The organism is Bradyrhizobium sp. WYCCWR 12699 (assembly GCF_032144035.1).
Taxonomy (GTDB): Bacteria; Pseudomonadota; Alphaproteobacteria; order Rhizobiales; family Xanthobacteraceae; genus Bradyrhizobium.
The window spans coordinates 565,266-585,566 of the sequence record NZ_JAVTJN010000032.1 but is presented as its reverse complement, the minus strand read 5'-3'; the positions used below and the strand labels follow the sequence as shown (position 1 = coordinate 585,566).

The 20,301-nt window shown below is 58.3% G+C and carries 20 protein-coding genes and 1 tRNA gene; 10 read left to right on the top strand and 11 right to left on the bottom strand.

What is annotated here, in order from left to right:
• Positions 1–4: 4 nt before the first annotated feature.
• Positions 5–1,312 (top strand): glycolate oxidase subunit GlcF, encoded by a 1,308-nt coding sequence (glcF, locus tag RPS27_RS17620; protein ID WP_006018756.1) that lies wholly within the window; start codon positions 5–7, stop codon positions 1,310–1,312.
• Positions 1,313–1,339: 27 nt separating this feature from the next.
• On the opposite strand, the gene RPS27_RS17615 is transcribed toward glcF, so the two are convergent.
• Genes RPS27_RS17615 through RPS27_RS17595 form a run of 5 tightly spaced genes read right to left on the bottom strand, consistent with a single transcriptional unit; the run spans position 1,340 to position 6,973 of the window.
• The gene (locus tag RPS27_RS17615; protein ID WP_006018757.1) at positions 1,340–2,380 is read right to left on the bottom strand and encodes an ABC transporter ATP-binding protein; all 1,041 of its coding nucleotides are present in this window, start codon (positions 2,378–2,380) and stop codon (positions 1,340–1,342) included.
• Entirely contained in the window at positions 2,377–3,318 is a 942-nt protein-coding gene (locus RPS27_RS17610) for an ABC transporter ATP-binding protein (protein ID WP_237863167.1), read from the bottom strand. The genes RPS27_RS17615 and RPS27_RS17610 overlap by 4 nt, the downstream gene beginning before the upstream one ends.
• 60 nt (positions 3,319–3,378) lie before the next feature.
• Positions 3,379–5,052, bottom strand: a complete 1,674-nt coding sequence (locus RPS27_RS17605) for an ABC transporter substrate-binding protein (protein WP_313754145.1) — start codon at positions 5,050–5,052, stop codon at positions 3,379–3,381.
• 57 nt (positions 5,053–5,109) lie between these two features.
• Complete coding sequence (locus tag RPS27_RS17600; RefSeq protein ID WP_006018760.1) at positions 5,110–6,012, bottom strand: ABC transporter permease; 903 nt, start codon at positions 6,010–6,012, stop codon at positions 5,110–5,112.
• 4 nt (positions 6,013–6,016) lie between these two features.
• Positions 6,017–6,973 carry an ABC transporter permease gene (locus RPS27_RS17595; RefSeq protein ID WP_006018761.1) on the bottom strand — a complete coding sequence of 319 codons (957 nt, stop codon included), beginning with the start codon at positions 6,971–6,973 and terminating at the stop codon, positions 6,017–6,019.
• A gap of 371 nt (positions 6,974–7,344) precedes the next feature.
• Here RPS27_RS17595 and RPS27_RS17590 point away from each other — a divergent pair, with 371 nt between their 5' ends.
• From RPS27_RS17590 to RPS27_RS39730, 7 genes are all read left to right on the top strand, one after another.
• Positions 7,345–8,997, top strand: coding sequence for an FAD-binding oxidoreductase (locus tag RPS27_RS17590; RefSeq protein ID WP_006018762.1), 1,653 nt, complete (start codon positions 7,345–7,347; stop codon positions 8,995–8,997).
• A 12-nt stretch (positions 8,998–9,009) separates the two neighbouring features.
• Positions 9,010–9,690, top strand: a complete 681-nt coding sequence (locus RPS27_RS17585) for a glutathione S-transferase N-terminal domain-containing protein (protein ID WP_006018763.1) — start codon at positions 9,010–9,012, stop codon at positions 9,688–9,690.
• A gap of 35 nt (positions 9,691–9,725) precedes the next feature.
• The gene (locus RPS27_RS17580; protein ID WP_006018764.1) at positions 9,726–10,067 is read left to right on the top strand and encodes a non-heme iron oxygenase ferredoxin subunit; all 342 of its coding nucleotides are present in this window, start codon (positions 9,726–9,728) and stop codon (positions 10,065–10,067) included.
• A 184-nt stretch (positions 10,068–10,251) separates the two neighbouring features.
• On the top strand, positions 10,252–11,586 hold the full coding sequence (locus tag RPS27_RS17575; RefSeq protein WP_237863165.1) for an aromatic ring-hydroxylating oxygenase subunit alpha: 1,335 nt from the start codon (positions 10,252–10,254) through the stop codon (positions 11,584–11,586).
• Between the two features lie 9 nt (positions 11,587–11,595).
• Positions 11,596–12,096, top strand: a complete 501-nt coding sequence (locus tag RPS27_RS17570) for an aromatic-ring-hydroxylating dioxygenase subunit beta (RefSeq protein ID WP_006018766.1) — start codon at positions 11,596–11,598, stop codon at positions 12,094–12,096.
• Positions 12,097–12,242: 146 nt separating this feature from the next.
• Positions 12,243–13,424 (top strand): NAD(P)/FAD-dependent oxidoreductase, encoded by a 1,182-nt coding sequence (locus tag RPS27_RS17565; RefSeq protein WP_006018767.1) that lies wholly within the window; start codon positions 12,243–12,245, stop codon positions 13,422–13,424.
• Between the two features lie 76 nt (positions 13,425–13,500).
• Complete coding sequence (locus tag RPS27_RS39730) at positions 13,501–13,569, top strand: DUF2274 domain-containing protein (protein ID WP_244438006.1); 69 nt, start codon at positions 13,501–13,503, stop codon at positions 13,567–13,569.
• A 313-nt stretch (positions 13,570–13,882) separates the two neighbouring features.
• Here the strand turns inward: RPS27_RS39730 and RPS27_RS17560 are convergent, their stop codons facing one another.
• The 4 genes from RPS27_RS17560 to RPS27_RS17545 all read right to left on the bottom strand — a co-directional run bounded on the left by RPS27_RS17560 (position 13,883) and on the right by RPS27_RS17545 (position 16,802).
• On the bottom strand, positions 13,883–14,206 hold the full coding sequence (locus RPS27_RS17560; RefSeq protein WP_192817750.1) for a hypothetical protein: 324 nt from the start codon (positions 14,204–14,206) through the stop codon (positions 13,883–13,885).
• Positions 14,207–14,359: 153 nt separating this feature from the next.
• Positions 14,360–15,559 (bottom strand): nucleotidyltransferase, encoded by a 1,200-nt coding sequence (locus tag RPS27_RS17555; RefSeq protein WP_006018769.1) that lies wholly within the window; start codon positions 15,557–15,559, stop codon positions 14,360–14,362.
• Positions 15,556–16,572: a CBASS cGAMP-activated phospholipase gene (locus tag RPS27_RS17550; protein ID WP_006018770.1), complete on the bottom strand. Its 1,017-nt coding sequence runs from the start codon at positions 16,570–16,572 to the stop codon at positions 15,556–15,558. Before RPS27_RS17550 ends, RPS27_RS17555 begins: the two co-directional genes overlap by 4 nt.
• A gap of 5 nt (positions 16,573–16,577) precedes the next feature.
• Complete coding sequence (locus tag RPS27_RS17545; RefSeq protein WP_006018771.1) at positions 16,578–16,802, bottom strand: DUF2188 domain-containing protein; 225 nt, start codon at positions 16,800–16,802, stop codon at positions 16,578–16,580.
• A 134-nt stretch (positions 16,803–16,936) separates the two neighbouring features.
• Between RPS27_RS17545 and RPS27_RS17540 the strand changes: the two genes are divergently transcribed.
• Positions 16,937–17,251, top strand: a complete 315-nt coding sequence (locus tag RPS27_RS17540) for a helix-turn-helix domain-containing protein (RefSeq protein ID WP_013500416.1) — start codon at positions 16,937–16,939, stop codon at positions 17,249–17,251.
• Between the two features lie 10 nt (positions 17,252–17,261).
• Positions 17,262–18,143 carry an ImmA/IrrE family metallo-endopeptidase gene (locus RPS27_RS17535; protein ID WP_006018773.1) on the top strand — a complete coding sequence of 294 codons (882 nt, stop codon included), beginning with the start codon at positions 17,262–17,264 and terminating at the stop codon, positions 18,141–18,143.
• Between the two features lie 445 nt (positions 18,144–18,588).
• On the opposite strand, the gene RPS27_RS17530 is transcribed toward RPS27_RS17535, so the two are convergent.
• Together RPS27_RS17530 and RPS27_RS17525 are read right to left on the bottom strand one after the other, a co-directional pair.
• Positions 18,589–19,959 carry a tyrosine-type recombinase/integrase gene (locus RPS27_RS17530; protein WP_006018774.1) on the bottom strand — a complete coding sequence of 457 codons (1,371 nt, stop codon included), beginning with the start codon at positions 19,957–19,959 and terminating at the stop codon, positions 18,589–18,591.
• Positions 19,960–20,170: 211 nt separating this feature from the next.
• Positions 20,171–20,255: transfer RNA gene (locus RPS27_RS17525), tRNA-Leu, on the bottom strand.
• Between the last annotated feature and the right edge of the window lie 46 nt (positions 20,256–20,301).

Below are 20,301 nucleotides of genomic sequence, written 5' to 3'. Positions count from 1 at the left end.
TGGTATGCAAACAAACTTCTCGCTGACGGCCTTGGCCGATGCACATGTAAGCGAGTCAGAAAAAATCCTCCGTGCCTGTGTGCATTGCGGCTTTTGTACTGCGACATGCCCGACATATCTGCTTCTTGGTGACGAAGCGGACAGTCCGCGCGGGCGCATCTATCTGATCAAGGACATGTTGGAGGAGGAAAAGCCGGCGACCCCTCAGGTCGTCGAGCATATCGATCGATGTCTGACGTGTCTTTCCTGCATGACGACCTGTCCGTCCGGCGTGCACTACATGCACCTGGTCGATCACGCGCGAGCCCATATCGCCCGAACCTATACGCGTCCTCTGCCTGATCGGTTGCTTCGAGGCATGTTGGCGAAGGTGCTGCCGTTTCCGGGCCGACTTAGGTTGGCTTTACGCGTGGCTACCGTGAGCAGGCCGATCAGAAAGTGGCTCGCCAATCTTCCCGGCGGCGCGCAACTCGCCGCGATGATTGAACTTTCGTCGTCATTCAAGCGAAGAAGGCCGACCCGAAGGTTACCGGGCGCGACCGTCGATAGGCCGCGCGGTCGGGTTGCGCTTCTGAGCGGATGTGCCCAGCAGGTCCTCGGCCAGAACATCAACGAGGCTGCAATCCGGTTGTTGACGCGTCACGGTATCGAAGTAGTTCAACCGATCGACGAAGGGTGCTGCGGAGCTCTCGTGCAGCACTTGGGATACGAAAGTCGGGCGCTGGATGCGGCTCGACACAACGTGGATGTATGGACACGCGAAATCGAGAACGGCGGCCTCGACGCCATCGTGGTTACGACGTCCGGTTGCGGAACGGTCATTAAAGATTATGGCTTCCTACTTCGCAACGATAACGCCTACGCTCAGAAAGCCGTACGGATCTCGGCTCTAGCGCGGGACATCACAGAATTCTTGCATGAATTACCGCTTCAAGACGGTGTTCGGACTACCGGCCAGGTCGTGGCTTACCATTCGGCATGCTCGATGCAGCATGGACAGCAGGTTAGAGATCAGCCGAAGTCACTTTTGAGGCGAATGGGGTTTGTAGTGAGAGAAGTACCGGAAGGCCACATATGTTGCGGCTCCGCCGGAACATACAACGTACTGCAGCCTGAGATCGCCAATCGACTGCGCGCACGAAAGGTCACCAACATTGAGAAGGTCAAACCGCAAATCATTGCGAGTGGAAATCTCGGCTGCATAACGCAGATTGGTGCTGGAACACGCATTCCAGTCGTCCACACGGTGGAGTTGGTCGATTGGGCGATGGGCGGCCCGTTGCCTGACGTCCTAAAGGGGTGCTTGGGCTAGGTGCGGACAAGCGACCGCTCTGACGTCCTAGTTTGGATTGCCATTTCCGTCCATCGCGGCTTCGATTGCCTTATTGGCTGCTGTCTCATCATACAGATGGCAGGCGATCTGCCGATTGCCGTGCAACCGCAGCGGCGGAATTTCGCGGCTGCAGACCGGCATGGCGGACTGACAGCGAGGGTGAAATGGACAGCCGGGCGGGGGGGTGGCGACGCTCGGCACCTCGCCCTGAAGGAGCACGTGATCGCGGGCGCGCTCGATTTGCGGGTCCGGCACCGCTACCGCATCGAGAAGAATGCGCGTGTAGGGATGGAGCGGTTCGCCGTAGAGGTCGTCGCGCGTCGCGATCTCGACGATGCGTCCGAGATACATCACTGCGACCCGATCGCTCATGTGTCGGACGACGCCGAGGTCGTGCGAGATGAACAGATAGGACAAGCCGAACTGCTCCTTGAGGTCGGAAAACAAGTTCAGAACCTGGGCCTGCACTGAGACGTCGAGAGCTGAGACCGGCTCATCACAGATGAGCAGTTTCGGACGCAGTGACAGGGCGCGCGCGATGGCGACCCGCTGACGCTGGCCGCCGCTGAGTTGGTGCGGATAGCGGTCGAGGAAGCGAGTACCCATTCCGACCGTATCTAGGAGTTCGGCAGCCTTCGCGCGGCGCTCGTGGCCCGATCTGCCGACGCCCTGAATCGCCATCGGTTCGGCGATCAGGTCGGCGATTGTCATGCGGGGATTTAGCGACCCGAACGGATCCTGGTAGATGATCTGCATCTCACGCCTTAGCGGTCGCATCTGGCGATGACTGAAGCCCGTGATATCGCGTCCGTCGAACACGACCCGGCCGCCGCTCGGCGGCGTCAGTTGTAGTATGGCCATGGCCGTGGTGGATTTGCCGCAACCGCTTTCGCCGACGAGCGAGAGAGTTTCGCCGCGCTGGAGTGTGAGGGATATGCCCTTGACAGCTCGAACGGAGGGGGCGCCCGTTACGCCGAAAGAGGTTGTGCTTGCATAGTCGACGCACAGGTCCGAGACCTCGAGAATATTCGTTGCTACGTCGTTCATAGCGGATTCCAGCACGCGAACAGATGGCCGTTCCGTGTGCGTTCGTCGCCGCTAAGCGGAGGGCGTTCGTCGCACCGTTCGGTCCGACGTGGGCAGCGCGGTGCGAAGGCGCAGCCCCCGGTTCCGTCGGAGGGGGCGGGTGGCTGCCCAGCGATCGACTCGAGCCGATGAGCGATCGGACCGACGATCTTGGGCACGGAGGCGAGGAGGGCGTGCGTATAAGGATGGCGCCCATCGCGATAGAGGTCGTCGGCCGCCGCTGTCTCGACGATGCGGCCGGCATACATCACGTTGACCCAGTCGGCGTAGCGCGCCACGACGCCGAGATCGTGCGTGATGAGAAGCAGCGCCCCGCCCAATCCGCGGGTAAGGTCAGTGAGAAGCGTCAAAATCTGCGCCTGCACGGTGACGTCGAGTGCTGTCGTCGGCTCGTCCGCGATGATGAGTCTTGGCTCGCAGGAGATCGCGATAGCAACCATGACACGCTGGCGCATACCCCCACTGAGCTGGTGAGGATAGGCCTCGGCTTTGGTCTCTGCATCCGGGATGCGGACCTTCTTGAGAAGGTAGATCGCCTGCGCTTTGGCGGCGCTCCAGGACATCCGGCGATGACGCACCAGCGGCTCGGCGATCTGGCGCCAGATGCGCAGGCTTGGGTTCAGCGCTGTCATCGGCTCCTGGAAAACGATGCCGACCTCGTTGCCTCGGATGTCCCTGATCTGTTTTGGTGACTGCGTCTGCATATCACGGCCGGAGAGGCGTATTTCGCCGGCCGTGATCTTGATCGGTGGCATTGGCAGTAGATGGGTGAGCGACATCGCGGTGATGCTCTTGCCCGCGCCGCTTTCGCCTACGAGCGCCACGACCTGGCCTGAATAGGCCCGGAACGAAACGTCTGCGACAGCACTCAGCTCCGTCTTGCCCGACCAGATGCCCACGCAGAGCCCGCGTACATCCAGTATCGGGGGCCCCGACATTTCCAAAGTTCCGTGCATCGATCAGAAGCCCATCGACTTCTTTAGATCCTGATCGATCCAAGCGCGCGCCCAGACCGGCGCATCACGCCGAGCGGAGACCGAAATCTCACCATAGTAATTCTTGACCCACGGCCACCATACCGTGAACGAGCGCGGCCTGGGCAGAAACAGGAATGGCGCTCGCGCGGTCATCTCATTGGTGAGCGCGGCGACGCCCTTCTTGACCTTGTCCGGGTCCCTCTCCTGCTGGATGGTGTCGAGTGCCGCATCGACCTTCGGGTCGTTGACGCGGGCCGAATTCCAGAGGGAAGAGGACCGGTACAGTTTCTCGATTGAGGCCGTCGGATTGCTCATGCCTGCGAAATGCCAATAGCCGGGGCCGTGCTTGCCGGTGGTCATCAGACTGAGAAACGCTCCATACTCCTTTGGCTCGATGGTCATCTTTACGCCGATTGCCGACAGATATCCGGCTACAATCTGCGCTTTCTTTAGCTGCTCAGGGAAGCTCGGAACCTGTGCCTTGAACTCGAAACCATTCGCAAGACCCGCTTCGGCGAGGAGCTTCTTGGCCTTGGCCGGATCGTACTGGAGAACCTCCCGGGCATCGTTCGGCATCTTTTCGGGCGGCGTGAAATAGCCTTCCCAAGTTTCGTCCATCGGCAGGTGCGGAAAGTCGGCGTGGCCGCCATAGATCTGCTTCGAGATGGCGGCCCGGTCGACCGCGAGATTCAAGGCGAGACGCACCTTCGGGTTGTCGAAGGGTGGTGCATCGACCCGCATTGCCAGTGCCTCACCCGCATAGTCGGGGTGTTCGATGACTTTGATTTTATCTTGGATCGGCGCCAGTGACTTGAGTTCGTCCCAGTTGATATTCGCCATGACATCGATCTTGCCGGTGCGGAAGGCGGCTAGGCGTGTCTGTGAATCCCCGATCGTCCGCATCACAAGGTTATCGACGAATGGGATCTTGTAAGGTTTGCCGTCGATCGTCTCGCGGTCCCAGTACTCCTTGTTAGCCTGATAATCCCCGAAGGCCCCGGCCTCATACCGCGTCAACCGGAAGGGACCCGTGCCGCAGGCATTCTGCCAGTTGCCAGCACCGCCGTTAGGGGCCTCCGTGATCTCTTTGGGATAGATGCCGGCGTAATAGCCGTAGCCGAGGCGGTACTTCCACTCCGAGTTGTACTCCTTCAGGAAGAAGGTCACCTGGTGCGGTCCCGTCTCCTCGGCCCTGTCGATGAAGGAAAAATAGACTTTGTTCGCCTTCGGACTAGCGACGAGACGGTTATACGCGAACACGACGTCTTTGGCGGTAAAGTCGCGCGCTTCCATGATGCCTTTGCAGGCCTGCCATTTCACGTTCTTGCGCAGGTTGATAACGATCGAGAGCGGTTTGTCGACGACCTCCCAGCTCTCTGCGAGTTCGCCGCGCAGCACGTCGTCGCTGAGCCAGGCCTCGCTGAAAAAGTTGTTCTTCCCGCCGCCACGTACGCCTTTGCTTAGATCGCCCACCATCAACTGCTCCATGTAGGGCCCAGCATCGATAGAGACCTTCCAGTTCCAGTCGGCGGGATCCCACGACAACGCCGCAATCCCCGGGGAGTAAGGAACGATGGTCAGCGTGCCACCGTATTTGGGTTCCTGGGCGCTCACGGCTTGGGTCGCAATCACAGTCCCGAGCGCGATAACCGCCATAGTTCCGAGATGTCGGCCTACCATTCCTTGCTCCTCCTTAGTGTTATGGTTTTTCGCTCAATTGCGCACTATTCCGCGTGGATCGAGAAGATCGCGGAGAGAGTCTCCGAAGATGTTCACGCAAAAAACGATCAGAGTTATCGCGAGGCCAGGGGCCGCGACCATCCAGACGTTCTCGAACATGTAAGGGCGGGCATCGCTCAGCATACGGCCCCACGCGGGTGCGGGCGGTGGCACACCAAGACCAAGGAAGCTGAGACTCGATTCGGCCAGGATCACGCCGCCGAGGCGCGTGGTGTAAAGCACGATGAGGGGCGCGGCGATCGTCGGCAGGATGTGCCGGAGAATAATGTGCCAGTTACCGGCGCCGAAGGAATGGCCCGCCTGCACGTACAGTTGCTCGCGCGCCGACAGGACCGCGCCGCGTACGATGCGCGAACCGGCAACGCCGTAGAGGATGCCGAGGAGGGCGATGATCTGCACGATCCCGGGGCCGAGAACCGCGACGCCCGCGATCAGCACGATTAGGTCGGGAAAGCTCTGCCAGGTATCGACGAACCGCTGAACCAGGGCATCGAGACGTCCGCCGAAATACCCGGACAGAACCCCGAGCGTGACCGATAGGGCGAGCGATAGCAGCGCGGCGGTGATACAGACGATAACGGAAGTACGGGCTCCATAGATGATGCGGCTGAGGATGTCGCGTCCGAGTTCGTCTGTGCCGAGGTGGTGCGACCAGGACGGCCCTTGCATCAGCGATGTAAGGTCGATCGCGTCGAAGTCGTACGGTGCGATCCAAGGTGCCAAGAGTGCGCAGACCACGATCGCGGCGAGAAGGCCGGCGCAAACCGTTCCGAGGATATCCTGCTTAAAAAGGCGACTGAAGAAAGTCCTGACGGGTGCTGCCCAAGCGCCTCGCCCGGGACCTGTTTCGATCTTCAGAGGTGACTCGATAGTCATGCGTTCAGCCCTGACGAATCTTGGGATCTAGGAGGGCGTAGCTGATGTCGACGAGCAGGTTGATCGTCATTACGCCGACGCCCACGAGAAGAAAGATGCCCGTAATGACCGGATAGTCCCGCTGCGACACCGCCATCAGGAGTAGTTGGCCCATACCGGAGATCACGAAGATCTGCTCAATCACGACCGCGCCACCGATCAGCAGGGGCAACTGCAACCCGACGATGGTTATGACCGGCAGAAGCGCGTTTTTGAGGACATGGCGCAGGACGACCGTCCGCTCGTCGAGACCCTTGCTCCAAGCTGTACGGACATAATCCTGGCGCATGACTTCGAGGACCATGGTGCGGGTCATCCGCATCGTCACTCCCGACAAGGCGATGCCGAGGACGATGGCGGGCGGCACCATCTGGCGGAGGCTAAGGAGGGGATCGTCGGTCAGCCGAACATATTGCACGGTCGGAGCGATCCCCCAGAGCATCGCCGGCACGACCACCACTAATGTCCCGAGCCAAAAAGGCGGGACGGACAGGGCCGTGATGGCAAAGACACGGCCGAGATAATCGACCGGCTTGTTTTGCCGGATCGCCGAGATGATCCCGACGGGCAGCGCGATCAAGAGCGCGAATATCATGGCCAGCACGCCTAGATACAGAGTAATCGGCATGCGCTCGGCGACGAGGCGGGTGACGCTATCTCCCGTCCAAAGCGAGCGACCGAAATCTCCGTGGAACACAATCGAGCTGATCCAGTGCCAATATTGTACAAGGACCGGCTGATCGAGCCCGAGTGCCTTGATAAGATCTTCGCGGGTCTGGACGCTGGCCGAGATGTCGTTCTGCGACATCATCATGTCGATCGTGTTTCCCGGTATCAGGCGAATGGCCGAGAACACAATAACGCTCGCTAACAGGAACGTCGGCACAAGGGCGACAAGGCGACGAATTAGATATCTCAGCATGACGCGGTCCATTGGAGGGCGCGCTCACCATGCAGATTGGCTTGGTCCGACAGCACCACGCTCTTGTCCCTCTCTATGTGAAAAAGGCCGCTGAACGCCCGCTCATCAAAAAATGAGGTGAGTTCTCTATTTGCAGATCAGTTGCAATCTGGCACATCCAATCTGGTCATACCATTCAAGCGTGCTCTTGGCGGCGGTGTCAAGGCGAATGTTGTCGCGGTGGCGTAGCTCCGGGGTGCTTATCTACTCCGAGAACCATTGACCGACCGAATTGGATATGCCAATTTGGTCGAACCAGATCGCGATGTCTACCAAAACGCATGCGCACCTGGATGGTTGATTTACGTCGAAAATCTCGAAGGAGAAGCGCTGTGGCGAAGGAAAAGAGTGGCTACTACGGCCAGCGAAGGAAGTTCTGGTCGTGGGGATATGAAGGTGAAGCTAATTCCAAGGACGAAATCCGAACCATGCGAGACCGCGTGGAGCAGCGGCTTGGAATTAAAGACATCGAAATTCTGTCAGACCCGACTCTGGACGAGATTGAACTTTATGCGTCGCGCATAAAGATCCCGCGAACGCTGGAGGATTTCTGTACCTCGGAAAAATGGGACAGAATTGTTCATACGTACGGTAAGGGTTTCAAGGACATGACCCTTATCTACCGGCGCGATTTCAAGAAGGCTCCGGACGTCGTGGCCTATCCGCGCGACGAAGAAGACATCGCTGCCATCTTCGACTGGTGCGGGGAAAATAGTTATGCATGCATCCCGTATGGCGGCGGATCGAGCGTCACCGGCGGCTTCTGGGGTCCCGAGCGCGACGCCTTTCCCGGGGTCGTCGTAATCGACTTGGGCAACCTCAACAAGATTCTCGAAGTCGACCCCGTGTCGCGCTGCGCGCGGATCCAGGCGGGCATTCTCGGTCCGGCTCTGGAAGAACAACTGAAGCCGCATGGCCTCACCTTGCGCCATATTCCGCAATCGTGGGAATTCTCATCGCTGGGCGGTTGGATCGCAACCCGCTCGTCCGGTCACTATGCGACCCATCTCACGCATATTGACGACATGGTGGAAAGCCTGCGCGTGGTCACCCCGGCGGGAACGATCCAGAACCGCCGCCTGCCAGGCTCGGGTGCGGGACCCAATCCGGATCGGCTGTTCATCGGGTCTGAGGGCTCGCTGGGCATCATCACCGATGCATGGATGCGTCTACAGGGGCGTGTGAAATTCCGTGCGAATGCGTCGATCTCCTTCAAGACGTTCTATCAGGGTGCCAAGGCCGTCCGTCAGATCACCCAAGCAGGACTGTTCCCGGCGAACTGTCGCTATCTGGACGAGCAGGACGCCAAATTCTACGGCGCTGGAGACGGCACCGATTCGGTCCTGTTGCTGGGCTTCGAATCCGCCGACCATCCGGTGGACGCGTGGCTGGAGCGTAGTCTCGAAATCTGCAAGGACTTCGGTGGCGTCGTGAAGCAACAGGCGGGAACTGCGGACAACGCGCTGGAGACCAGCCGTAGCGGGCCGCAGGGTAACTGGCGGCACCAGTTCAGATATCTGCCCCGGTTGATGCATACGCGCGCAGCGATGGGAATCGTCAGCTTCACGTTCGAAACTGCCTACACTTGGGATCGGTTCGAAGAAGTCGATACCGAGATCATGCGTCGCATCCGGAAGGCCCAGAAGGAAAATCTTGGCGGCGGCATCGTCTGCCGCAGGTTCTCCTTCCTGTATCCGGACGGCCCGGCTCCTTACTATTCGATCATGGCTCCTTCGACGCACGCCAACAGCCTTGAAGCCTATAAGATGCTCCACGACGTTGCGTCGGACGCGCTAATCGAACTCGGCGCAACCATCACGCACCACCATGCTGTCGGAAAATCGTTCCGTCCTTGGTACGACAAGGAAGTCGATCCGTTGTTCCGCCGTGTGCTGGCAGCCGCCAAGACCGAACTGGACCCGAAGTGGATGTTGAACCCTGGGCTGATCGTTGACAAGCCAGCAGGGCTCAAGATCGTCGGATAGGAGTCCTCTGCGATGATTGATCTATACTTCTGGCCAACCCCGAACGGGTATAAAGCAGCCATAATGCTGGCAGAGTTGGACTTGGAGTATCGTGTAGTTCCGGTTGATATAACGGCAGGTGAGCAGTTTCATCCGGAATTTCTGAAGATCAATCCAAATAACAAAGTGCCGGCCATCGTGGATCACGATGGCCCGCACAACAAGCCATATGCAGTTTTTGAATCCGCGGTCGTTCTTATCTATCTCGCGGAAAAGTCCGGTAGATTTCTCTCTCAGGATCCTGAAAAGCGCTACGATACGCTAAAGTGGCTTGTATTTCAGAATACGACGATGGGTCCAATGCTGGGCCAAGCGCACCACTTCATGGTGTATGCGACTGAGAAGATCGATTACGCGATCGAACGTTATGATCGGGAAGTTGGTCGAATATACAACATTCTCGAGAAGCGCCTTGGCGAATTTGAATATCTCGCCGGCGAGTATTCCATCGCTGACATCAGCACATTCCCTTGGGTTCGCACGCGAAAGCTGCATCGACGTGACTTGTCGGAGTACCCGAACATTGATCGATGGTACCAGGCGATCAAAGACCGTCCGGGGGTTAGGGCGGGCATAAATACGTTGTCCGACAGCAAACAATGGGAAGCGAAGCCGGGCACCGAGGCCTGGAAGAATATGTTCGGAAAGAACTGAAGTTCGCAACAATCCAAAAGCGAGCGTCGACTCGAATGACTAACTGGGTAAAAGCCGCTCTTACGAAAGATGTGTCGGATGACAGCATTCAGCAGCTCAATATCAACGGATGCAAAGTTGCGCTCTACCGCTGCGGCGAAGAGTATTTTGCCACGTCTGACGTTTGTACTCATGCCTATGCACTTCTGTCCGACGGTTGGCTCGATGGTTACGAGATCGAGTGCCCGCTTCATGGCGCCCGCTTCGATGTTCGAACGGGCGCGGCGTTGACCTCACCAGCAGAAACGGCCCTGGCAACCTATCCTGTTCGTGTCGCCGGTGATGCTGTGGAAATCGATGTCACCTCGGCACCGTCTAATCCCGACGCGTCAACCTAACTTAACGGCAAGGGGGGCGACGATGTCGCCATTTTGTGTGACGCCCCCATCTCGTCCGAAATAGCCGCTCCGCTTTGCTACAAGAAAAATAGAGGAGGTCGAATTGACCAGCTTCAGGTCGGAAGTACCCAGCCCTGTGAGGCCGAGCGACGGTGGTGTCAGAGGTGGGCCAATCACACCCGAAATGGTTTCGAAGCTGCTGGACGATCGACCCGATGACGGAATATTTCGGGTAGATCGGACGGTGTTCACCGACCAGGATATTTTTGAGCGCGAACTTACTCACGTTTTCGAGGGGACTTGGGTTTTCGTCGGGCTGGAAAGTCAGTTACGCAAGCCGAATGACTTCGTGACGACGTACATCGGGCGCCACCCCGTCCTGATTACAAAGGACGGGACTGGAGAAATTCGATGCTTCTTTAACACCTGTCGCCACCGCGGGGCGATCGTTTGCCCCTTTAAGAAGGGCAATCAGAAATTCCATGTTTGTCGCTATCATGGGTGGTCGTACGATAGTGCCGGCAAGAATGTTTCGATGACCGATGAGAAGGATGGCCAGTATCCGCCGTCCTTTCTTGCGGATGATCATGGCCTCAAGCCTGTTCCCAAGATTGCAAGCTATCGAGGGCTTCTGTTTGCAAGCGTGTCGCCCGACGTGCCGACGCTAGAGGAGCATCTTGGTGACGCGCGCGCGTTTATCGATCTCGTTGTCGATCAGGGCATCGAAGGGCTGGAGTTCGTTGACGGAAACGTAAGCTACACGTTCGACGCCAATTGGAAGCTTCAGTTCGAGAACGGGCTTGATTATTACCACTTCGCTTCAACGCACAGTTCGTATATCGACGTTCTCAAGAAGCGTGAAGTGCGGAGAGGACCGCTAGAAGTAAAGCCGTGGAATCCGACAGAGACCGACCCCGACGCGCAAGGAAGCTTCAGCCTGGCGAGGGGGCACGCGATGATGTGGTCCATTCATGCGTCAAGGGTTTATAAGCTCCGCCCTCTCAATCAGGATGGCAAACTTCTGTCGACGGTTCAGGGGCAGACTCGGGAAGACAAGCTCAAGTGGATGTTTCGTCAGCGCAATCTCACGATTTATCCTAACCTGCAGATCGTTGATATCGGCACGCTGCAGTTGCGGACGTGGCGGCCATTGGCTCCGGACAAGACGGAGATTACGTCTCACTGTCTTGCCCCAGTTGGTGAAAGTGACGAGGCGCGCCGCGTTCGCATCCGTCTGTATGAGGATTTCTTCAATCCGAGCGGTCTTGCGACGTCCGACGACAACGTCATGTACGAGCTTTGCCAGACCGGCTACGGAGCTCGTTTCGCTGGTCCTACGCAGGGGTATGCGCGAGGCTTGAGGCCGAAGTCCGGCGAGGCACTCAACTACTCTTCCGAATTGCAGGTTTCACCTGATCGGTGGACCTATGGAGCGCCCCTGTTCGGCGATGAGACATGCTTTCATTCCGGTTACCGGGAATGGCTGCGCCTTATGACTCGTGATCCCTCGGAAGGCTAGGTTAGCGACATGTCAGAGGATGATTACCTGAAGATTGCTACTCGCGTTCTCTTCACGGAGGCAAGACTTCTGGATCAGAAGAAATTCCGCGATTGGGTCAAGCTCTACGCTGACGATGCGATTTTCTGGGTGCCGGCCTGGAAGGACGAGTACGAGACGACGTCCAATCCGAACCGCGAGCTTTCAATGATATATCATGAGAACTCATATGGGCTGAGTGACCGAATTGACAGGATACAGTCGCGAAAGTCCATCACGGCGATGCCGCTTCCGCGCACGGTTCATTCCTATACGAACATCATGGTCGATGCGGCCTCGACGGATTCGATCGAGGGAAATGCCTGCTTCACGGTTCATACGTACGATCCGCGCGCTTGTAAAAGCCATACCAACTTCGGACGCCTTGAATTTCGGCTGCGCCGTCTTGGAGAGGCTTGGCTGATCGGATTCAAAAAGATTTCCCTTACGAACGATCAAATGGCCACTGCGCTCGATTTCTACAGCGTCTAGCAAGTGCGTCGCAGATGAATATCAGCAGAATCTGCCAACTAGCCTTCGGCTGAAGGTATTGAATGTGAGAGTGCTCGGCGCCTGTCAACGGCGGATAAGGAGGACGGGCGCGCCGAATGTGCCCTTCCCCTACAGGGAGCGCTAAAATGCGTTTTGTGATTGTCGGAGCAGGCCTCGCGGGGCACACAGCCGCCGTGCATCTTCGCGAGTTGGCGCCACAAGCCAAGATCGATATTCTCGGAGACGAACTCGGCCTGCCGTATGATCGCCCGCCGCTGTCCAAAGAAGTCCTTGGCGAGGGCGCACCGCGCTATCTGGCAAACGCGGAGACCTATCATGAGAACGGTATTTCGTATCATCCCGGACAAACCGCGACGCAGATCGATCGAAACCGCTCCGAAATTCTAACCGCTTGCGGAAATGCTTATGCTTACGATCGGCTACTCCTCGCGACCGGATCGCGGGCGAGAAAATTGCCGGATAGCGTCGGGCAAAGCTCGAAAATTCTCTATCTGCGAACGCTTGAAGACGCGGTTCGCTTGAAATCCGTGCTTCGGGAATCGCGTCGAATTGCTGTGATCGGCGGCGGGTTCATTGGGTTAGAGGTTGCTGCCGCCGCTCGAGCGATGGCCTGCGAGGTTTTTCTGTTTGAGATGACGGATCGGATACTATCTCGCGGCATGCCTGCTATCCTGAGCCGTTGGGCTGAGAAATTGCATCGCCTGAACGGAGTCCAGTTCGAATTTGGCTCAAAGATCGATTCAATTCATCATCAGGATGATGGTTCGTTGCGATTGCGCTGGAATGCATTCGCAGATGTCGACGCAGTCGTTGTCGGGATCGGGGTTCAACCCAACACCCAACTTGCATCGGACGCGGGGCTGGACGTCGATGATGGTATTGTCGTGGATGATCGCTGCCAGACATCTGATCCGGCGATCTTCGCTGCGGGAGAGGTGACGTCACACCCCGTCTTAGGCGGCGCGTTTCGTCAGCGACTTGAGTCCTGGAAGGTGGCCTCGGGCCAATCGCTGGTCGCGGCGAAATCCATGGCAGGGATTGACTCGCATTATGCGGAGCCGCCGTGGCTATGGTCGGACCAGTTTGGACACAACATTCAGTCGTTAGGAGTGCTGCAAAATGCTGACCGCAGTGTCGTGCTGGACGATCCTGAAACGAACAATTGGACGGCAATCTTCCTCGATAGTCACGATAAAATTGCCGGCGCAATCGCGGTGAACAACGGCCGTGATATTTCGATGCTAAAGCGTGCCTTGCTTCATGACGGAATCATTCCAGAGAAACTGCTCAATAGAGCCGCCAGATAGCGCTCCTATTACGTGTTCATCATGAGAACCGAGATACCGAGCGATATGCTTGGCTTCGACCAAACTCATTGCGCCTATGTTGGCGCGGTTCATGGCGACGGACAGAAGCTTTTTTGAAGGCTCGCCGAGTGCGTCATTTCGCTAAGCGAGCCGAAGGGTAGCCCTCGGAGAGCATCCTCAGGAAAGAGTCAGAGCGGGGTTCCCATTGTCGGCTCTCCAATAGGCCGAATAGTAAAGCCGGTTTGGGCCCGCGCCATGCGCAGTTTTCGTTGCCTATTCCGAAGCTCTAGCCGGGACCGCGTTCGCAGCCGCGCCTTCCCGATCCGGCTAAGCTGGTCCCGCCGATGTTCAAGTGCGTCATGGCGGCGGATAAGGGGCCGGAAGGCGAGAGGAAGTTGTCAGTTAAGGTAGATAGCATCAAAGCAGAAGGGGACGCCGCATGTATTGTAATATAGCCGTCAGATCCTCGGTTGCCGCGTCGCGCGACGCACCCGTCGACCATAACGCTCGTTATCCGTCGGATCGGGGTGCTTGCCGCCGCCCTTCCAGTCGTCGGAGATCAGCCAGTCCTCGAAATAGTAAAGCCACGTTGTGGCCCAGGGTACGAATGTCTGATCGATCCGCATCGTGCCGGTCCACTCGCGCGTTCCTGGCAACGTGAGGCACAGGCGCAGGGGATCATGATAGACGTGCGGCAGGGGCCGCTCACCCGCCAAAGCCGAAAGCTCGGGGTCCGTGACGAAGACGCTTGGTGTTTCGCCCCGCTGAAATGTAATGCGCATGGAGTATTCACGGCTAAGGGGCGTCGGCCTGTCACGATAATCCCAAATAAAGCCAGTCGCGTGCAGCCGGCCTGTCCCCGTACAGATGGGATTGGCGCGCAGAAACATAAACTGCTGCGCGGGCGTCAGGTCTGGGCGGTCACGCGAAAACACCTAGTCACCGAAGAACGTGTTGGAGCGAACCGGCGTCGCATTGGCCGCGCTGGACAGCGTGAGCCCGACCGTCGGCGCGACGTAGAGCTTCTTGGCCGTGCGTGCCTGCGAAATGCTGTCGGTGCGAGCATCGATAACTTTGCGAACGACCGAACTCCCGAGGCTTCCTTCCAAGCTCTTGCCGATAACGTCGATGCCCTGCAAATCCGGAAGGGCCTCGAAGTCCGCCAGTGCCTTCGCATGCCACTCGTAGAAGGCGGCGGCGCGAGCCGGCTCAGTATTCCAGCGCTCGGCGAAGTTCTCGCCGACCGTGGTTTCGTTGGCCACCACATAGATCCGCCGACCATTGACGACCGGCTTATCGATGAAGTGTGGCATCAACCGAATGGTCGCGATCAGAACGTCAAGTTCGGAATCGAAAACAAAGCTCTTGACGCAATACTCATACGACTGTGCCGCGAGCGTGGTGATGATGATGGAGATCGGTGCGATCTCCTCGACGACTTCCAGGAAATGCACATCACGATGCCGCTTGAGGATCTGCACCGTCCGCCGCAGGATGCCTTTGGCGGTGCCATGCACAGGGAAGGGCTCGACGGCCGCACGGTCCTCGGCAGCGAGAGCCTTTTGCATCCGCAAGGTGGGGATTAGGGCTGCCCTGCGTTCAAAGAGCGCCTTGTAGCCTTTCGGATTCGTCGGTTTGAATTCCCGCAGCTTCTTGTCGGGAACCAATTCGCCGCCGTTGGCGCATTTGGCATTGTTGATCGTCGGCGAGATGTCGAGATGATATTCGCGTGCGTAGTTCAAGCGCCAGCAGCGCTTCTTCTCTTCGAGCATGGCAGCGTAGCGCGCGTTCTCCTTCAGGCGATCGCCGACAATGCGTTTCAACTCTGCCGGTGGCCGGTCAGCGGTAAAGCGCAGCACCTTGCAGATGAGATCGACGTCGAAATCTTCGCGCCCGATCGGTTTGACCGTCGTGCCGAGGCCGGTCGAGCCGTGAGCATAAATATCGATCCACTTCAGAAGAGGGTTGTCCGACCCGGAGAGCCATTCCGCGACAGCCTCGTAGCTCGTCCGCGCAGCCTCAAGCTGAGCAGCGGTCAACTCCAGCGCTTGGCAAATCTGATCGAGGAGCGAGTAAACCTCGGCTTTGCGCAAAAGCAGATGCGTCTGGGGAGGCGCCGTGAACATCTGATTCATGGCTCAATTCCTTTCACGGTGTAGATAGGTTTGAACGATTCGGCAGTTTCCGTCAGAAAAACGGGTTCAATGCGAGGACGCTCCTTACGAGCTGATGAGGCGCCCATGCCTTTGAGTTGCGCGATCTTGCGCGTGTCATCGAGATTGAAGAAATCCTTCGGCACATCCGGGCAGCACCGGAAAATCGCCTCACGTTCGTATTGATGGCCGGTAAGCAACTTCGCCATACCAAGCGCGCCATGCGACTGGCCGTCCATGAACAGGCGGGTCACATCCTTTGCGAGACCGCCCCAACCAGGCGCCTCGCCGATCATGTAGACCTCGTTGACGCAGCCCAGGCTCAGCACTCGCAGACTGCTGGCCGGCCAGTCGAGCAAAGTGACGGCCTCGACCACCGCCAACGCGATCGGGTTGTTGGCCCATACGCCGCCGTCGAGCAGACCGACATCCTCGGCGGTCCGGTGGCGCTTGTAGTAGGTGGGCGCGGCGGCCGTCGCCATCGCGGCATCGACGGCGAGGCGCTTGTAATCGGTCTTGAGGCGGGGATGATGCGCTGTCTTGAAAATATAGACACCGCGATGGTCGGCATCCCATGCGGGAATCACCAGTCGCGTTCTCGCATCCCCAATGCGCCTGCTGCCGAGAACTGTAGAGAGTTCGCTCCGCAGCAGATCAGCGTCATGCTTCGGGGTGACGATGTGCTTGAGGCGACGCCACGCGTCGCCGGCGAAGCTCGCCAGAGCGCCGCCCGACTGTCCAAAAATGTGTGGGCCGCGACGGACATAGAGGTCAAGGAGATCACGCGCGGGAAGACCCATCGCCAATCCGATCGCCAGAATGCCGCCCGTGGACGTTCCTGCGATCAGATCGAAATACTCTCCGATGGGCCGGTCGAGATCCTCTTCCAGAGACGTAAGAAAGGACGCCGGCTGCGTTCCCATGATGCCGCCGCCGTCAATCGAGAGAATTCGACGAATCGGCGGTTTATCTGAAGGAACTGCAACCTGCGTCATGTCGCTTAGCCCTTCGGAGGATAGGGATCGTGCCCGTAGGAATTCTTGTCGCGAATCCGACCGTCCGGCCGATGAATGACGACTTCGCTCTGCTGGTTGATCGCGATCTCCCGTGCAGCCCGTTCGGCATCTCCCTGGGTCGGATGGATCGAGGTTGCCCTCTCATTCCTTTCGCCACGCACGGCCCATTCGTCACCGTGCGGAACGACATGCTGATTCTTGCCTGCCATGCTCACAACTCCTGATTCCTTGACCTGATTCGCAAATCGTAATAAGTAGCTATACGCTCTGTCATAGCCTGAGCCGAAGAAATAGCCCCGCGGGGCTGTCGACGATCTAGACATGGAACTCTATACGATCTGTCATGGCCGAGTCAAGCGCACCAAAAGACTTCGCCTCTCGCCTGCGCAAAACGCGCGAAACGCGGGAGCTAAGCCAATCCGAACTGGCCAGGGAAGCCGGCATGCAACCTTCGGCCATCGCCCATTTTGAGGCTGGGCGCCGCAAGCCGTCGTTCGACAACGTGCGAGCGCTCGCGAAGGCGCTGAAGGTCTCGGCCGACTACCTACTCGGGGCGCAAGCCGCGACGACCGCCTTTCGCGACGAAGACAAGCTGAGCGCAAAAGATCGACTTTTTATTCAGAACATCATCGACACAATGATTAAGGACAAGAAATAGGGGGCGAAACATGGCGGGCTTTCGGTTGAAGATGGCAACCCAGCACGGCGAAAAGGTCGCTGAGGAATTTGGCTTCAATCAGTTTCCAGTTAGACCTCGAGAGATCGCCAAGGCCAGGGATATTGTCATCCAGGCGAAACCAGCCGAAGTGACGGGCGTGTCCGGCGCGATCATCTTCGCCGGTGATTCGGCCACCATCATCTACTCCACCGAGCACGGCAACGAAGGCTTCGAGAATTTCTCCATTGGCCATGAGCTGGGGCATTGGTTCCTGCCGGGCCATCCCGAGGAGATTATCAAGGCCGGCGGCGCGCACATGTCCCGCGCCAATTTTACACAGAATACGTCGATCGAGCTGGAGGCTGACCACTTCGCCAGCGGCCTTCTCTTGCCGTCCAATCTCACACGCAACCTGCTCTCCAATTATCAGATCGGCCTCGACGGCATTCTCAAGCTGGCTGAGAAGGCCCATTGTTCGATCACGGCTGCCGCGATTCGGGCCGCGGAGTGCGGCAGCTATCCGATGGCGATCATCGTCAGCAAGGGCAACGAGATCGCATATGCGTTTACCTCGGAGTCTTTCAAGAATCTCGGCAAGCTAGCGTTCTTGCGAAAAGGCGCTCCTTTGCCCGACGGAGCGACGCAGAGGTTCAACGCGGATGCGGCGAATGTCCTTCGCGCCGAACGCGCCGTTGGTGAAACCGACTTGGCGACATGGTTCGACGGCCCGGGTCGGATCACTCTTGATGAAGAGATCATCGGCCTTGGCAAATACGGCTACACCTTGACCGTGTTGACCAGCGAGGGGCTGCCCGAAGCCCCTCTCGATGAGGAGGATGAGGATGCTGAATTGGAGCGAAGCTGGACACCCCGCTTCGCTTATGGCCGGTAGCCACATCCGACATTGGGCCGATTAGCAGGGCCATGCTGCGGGCCGTGGGATTGCCCTCGAACTAATACGGGTGTTGCACCCCCCGCAACCATCCCCTCTTCGAAACAGTATTATGACCCTTCCGGTAATTTCGGCTGCCGGAGATGATATTTCGGACGTGGCCGTAGTCCAGGAAGGTCGAAAATGCTTTATCTTTCAGCGGGGGCTGACTGACACTCTCTCCGTCGCACTGCTTCTCCATTGTATCCGGCCGTTCGAAGCCACGGCAAAGCATTGGATCTAGGCGACAACGGCTGTTGCGGTTATCTCAGGCGGACAAGCGCAACGCGATGCAACGGATGCGAAATCGATCCTTCCAGCACGAGATGCACAAGCGTCGACGATTATCACATGAGCTTTGCGACGGGTTGAATTGGGCAACTTAACAGGCCTGATGATAGGCGACTCAAGCCTGCGCGCCTCCCTTGATCGGCATCACCTTCTTGGGATCGAGCCAGTGGTCGATCCGATCAGCCCAATGCTGCATCAGCTTCGTGCGCGAGCCGATCAGCGCGAGGGGTCCGTGCTTCTTGTAGAGACCTTCCACAGTAGAGTTATCGAGATGTGCGAGCTGCAGCTCGACGACATCGCCATCCCATGCCTTGGCGTCCTTGATCTCTTCGTGGTGAGATAGAGTCGAGAACGTGGTCCGGAATCCGTGGGCACAATGATCAGTCTTGGTATCAATGCCAAGCAGCCGCAAGCGCTTGTTGAGCGTATTGTTTGATAGCGGCGCGTCCTTCGAGCAGGAAAACGCGTACCGGCGATGGCCGGTCAGCTTCTGGACGCTACGCAGGATCGCGAGTGCCTGTCGTGACAAGGGCACAACATGGTCCCAACCGGTCTTCATCTTGGGAGCTGGAACAGTCCAGCGTTTGGCATCCCAATCGACCTCGCCCCATTCCATTTCATTGACCATGCCGGGGCGGGGAATGGTCAGCGCATTGAAGCGCAAGGCAAGGCCAACGACGTCACCAAATCTCGCTCTCGTCCACGGTGCGCTGATAAGTTTGAAGACGCGCGTGACGTCGCGTGGTTCGGTGACACCGGGACGCGGCGTCGAAATGTTGGCAATCATCTGTCCATTCAGGTTGCGGAATGGATTGTAGCCGTCGCCTTCGACGTCGGCATAGTCGCAGATCTGCTCGCCGATGCTGCGCACTCGGTCCCGGGTTTCCAGCCTTCCCTCTGCTTCATATGAACGCATGAAAGCGAGCACGTCGGGACGCTTGATGTCCTGCCTGCACAGCTTGCCGAAGCGAGCCTTGACGTAGCCGACGCGCAGCTCGAGCACCTCGACGGTCTTGGGGTCGCGCACTGCGACGATCCTGCCGCGCTTGACTTTCTCCACCTTCTTCTTGGCGAGCCACTCATCGGCCCATTGCGCGAAAGGCCGGGCGGCGGCCTGCTTGTGCTTGTCGAGCTGCTTCTCGATGCTCGGGTCTTTGCCTTCCTTGAGCAGGTCTTTGGCCTTGTCGCGCTCGCGCCGCGCGTCTGCGAGCGAGAACGTGCCATCCCTGCCGTTGCCGTAGGGGCCGATGGAGTAGGTTTTCTGGCGGCCGTGGAAACGGTAGTCCATCCGCCAGAGCTTGGAGGCAGCGTTGCCGGGCCTGCTCACGTCCGGCGTGACGAAGAGATAGAGCCAGCCGCCGGTCACGTCGGAAATCTTAGCGGGACTCCACGCGCCATTGTCGAATTTCGGTCGGGCGGCGCGGCAGTCGACGTCGGTCTTAATCTGCTTGGGATTGGCGCACGCGCCGTCGTTCTTGCCGCCCATCGGCTCAATTCCTTCATTCGGCAAAGCGAAAGTCGCCGTGAACGTTTGTTCTCCCGATACCAGCAAAAATACCAGCAAATCGGGCGGCTGGGATCGGAGGAGAACAAACGGTGACGAACTAGAACGTACGCGGAAGTGCCTATTTTTCAAGGCTTTCCGAGCACGGTGCGGACGGTTGCGGACGTTTCGGAACGGGCTTGAACAGCCTGGTTGGTGCCCCTGGCCGGAATCGAACCAGCACTCCTTGCGGAACTCGATTTTGAGTCGAGCGCGTCTACCAGTTCCGCCACAGGGGCCCTCGGTCGGCCCTGGAAGGGAGCGTCGCGAAGCCGGCGGACTATA

What these genes read in the sequence shown, in the direction of transcription:
- RPS27_RS17530 (WP_006018774.1), bottom strand. Translation starts at nt 19,959, where the DNA reads ATGGGCGGCAAGAACGACGGCGCGTGCGCCAATCCCAAGCAGATTAAG.
- RPS27_RS17565 (WP_006018767.1), top strand. Translation starts at nt 12,243, where the DNA reads ATGCGTTTTGTGATTGTCGGAGCAGGCCTCGCGGGGCACACAGCCGCC.
- RPS27_RS17570 (WP_006018766.1), top strand. Translation starts at nt 11,596, where the DNA reads ATGTCAGAGGATGATTACCTGAAGATTGCTACTCGCGTTCTCTTCACG.
- glcF (WP_006018756.1), top strand. Translation starts at nt 5, where the DNA reads ATGCAAACAAACTTCTCGCTGACGGCCTTGGCCGATGCACATGTAAGC.
- RPS27_RS17605 (WP_313754145.1), bottom strand. Translation starts at nt 5,052, where the DNA reads ATGGCGGTTATCGCGCTCGGGACTGTGATTGCGACCCAAGCCGTGAGC.
- RPS27_RS17585 (WP_006018763.1), top strand. Translation starts at nt 9,010, where the DNA reads ATGATTGATCTATACTTCTGGCCAACCCCGAACGGGTATAAAGCAGCC.
- RPS27_RS17575 (WP_237863165.1), top strand. Translation starts at nt 10,252, where the DNA reads ATGGTTTCGAAGCTGCTGGACGATCGACCCGATGACGGAATATTTCGG.
- RPS27_RS17555 (WP_006018769.1), bottom strand. Translation starts at nt 15,559, where the DNA reads ATGAATCAGATGTTCACGGCGCCTCCCCAGACGCATCTGCTTTTGCGC.
- RPS27_RS17540 (WP_013500416.1), top strand. Translation starts at nt 16,937, where the DNA reads ATGGCCGAGTCAAGCGCACCAAAAGACTTCGCCTCTCGCCTGCGCAAA.
- RPS27_RS17615 (WP_006018757.1), bottom strand. Translation starts at nt 2,380, where the DNA reads ATGAACGACGTAGCAACGAATATTCTCGAGGTCTCGGACCTGTGCGTC.
- RPS27_RS17600 (WP_006018760.1), bottom strand. Translation starts at nt 6,012, where the DNA reads ATGACTATCGAGTCACCTCTGAAGATCGAAACAGGTCCCGGGCGAGGC.
- RPS27_RS17580 (WP_006018764.1), top strand. Translation starts at nt 9,726, where the DNA reads ATGACTAACTGGGTAAAAGCCGCTCTTACGAAAGATGTGTCGGATGAC.
- RPS27_RS17550 (WP_006018770.1), bottom strand. Translation starts at nt 16,572, where the DNA reads ATGACGCAGGTTGCAGTTCCTTCAGATAAACCGCCGATTCGTCGAATT.
- RPS27_RS17595 (WP_006018761.1), bottom strand. Translation starts at nt 6,973, where the DNA reads ATGCTGAGATATCTAATTCGTCGCCTTGTCGCCCTTGTGCCGACGTTC.
- RPS27_RS17535 (WP_006018773.1), top strand. Translation starts at nt 17,262, where the DNA reads ATGGCGGGCTTTCGGTTGAAGATGGCAACCCAGCACGGCGAAAAGGTC.
- RPS27_RS17545 (WP_006018771.1), bottom strand. Translation starts at nt 16,802, where the DNA reads ATGGCAGGCAAGAATCAGCATGTCGTTCCGCACGGTGACGAATGGGCC.
- RPS27_RS17560 (WP_192817750.1), bottom strand. Translation starts at nt 14,206, where the DNA reads ATGCGCATTACATTTCAGCGGGGCGAAACACCAAGCGTCTTCGTCACG.